Origin of the sequence: Mesorhizobium sp. M4B.F.Ca.ET.143.01.1.1 (assembly GCF_004792275.1) — a bacterium.
GTDB lineage: Bacteria > Pseudomonadota > Alphaproteobacteria > Rhizobiales > Rhizobiaceae > Mesorhizobium > Mesorhizobium abyssinicae.
This window is the reverse complement of record NZ_SRSR01000287.1, coordinates 1-304: the sequence shown is the minus strand read 5'-3', so window position 1 is coordinate 304 and position 304 is coordinate 1. Positions and strand designations below refer to the sequence as shown.

The following is a 304-nucleotide window of genomic DNA, read 5'->3' as shown; positions in this document are numbered from 1 at the left end:
CTGGCCGGAGGCGACCGTCAATCCGCGAAAGACCTTGCCGTCGGCGAGCACATCGACCGTCTCGCCATTGAGATGGCCGAGGCCGGAGACGACGTTCACGGGCGCTCCAGAATAGCTCAGCCCGCAATCGACCTGGAAGGCGTCTTCCAGCGCGCCATATTCGAAGGGCGTCTGCATCACCTCGATGTAGCGTCTGGTGACGCCGCCGATGGTGCGCCTGACGACCAGCCAGATATCGTCGACGCCGTTCTGGCCGGGCGTGACCACAGCACTTTCCACGGCGGCCCATTCCAGGCCAGTGGCG

At 65.1% G+C, this 304-nt stretch carries 1 pseudogene; it reads right to left on the bottom strand.

What is annotated here, in order from left to right:
• Positions 1-279, bottom strand: a pseudogene (locus tag EN786_RS37025) (hypothetical protein); the annotation flags it as partial.
• Between the last annotated feature and the right edge of the window lie 25 nt (positions 280-304).